At 39.6% G+C, this 280-nt stretch carries 1 protein-coding gene; it reads left to right on the forward strand.

The annotated features are described in order from the left end of the window. Window positions 1–56: 56 nt before the first annotated feature. Window positions 57–280, forward strand: a 224-nt coding sequence (locus AAEZ03_RS27005; protein WP_502947967.1) for a diacylglycerol kinase, incomplete at its 3' end; no start/stop codon positions are given.

Here is a 280-nt window from a genome sequence, read left to right on the forward strand (position 1 = left end):
CTTTTGTAGCGGATAGTTTTGCAAATGAGGTTAAAGGTAAAAAAGGGTTAGCCCGTATTGTAAAAGCTACGGGGTATTCTATAGATGGTTTTAAAGCGGCTTATAAGTTTGAAGCGGCCTTTAGGCAAGTTATCTGGCTCAATCTCTTATTGTTCACGGTCATTATATTTATGCCTTTTAACGTCAGCGCCATAATGGTGCTTGTGATTGCTTCATTCTTATCCCTCATTGTGGAGCTTATTAATACGGGTATTGAAGCGAGCGTCGATCATACTTCAAC

Origin of the sequence: Pseudomonas sp. HY2-MNA-CIBAN-0224, from assembly GCF_040310285.1 — a bacterium.
GTDB lineage: Bacteria > Pseudomonadota > Gammaproteobacteria > Pseudomonadales > Pseudomonadaceae > Aquipseudomonas > Aquipseudomonas helleri.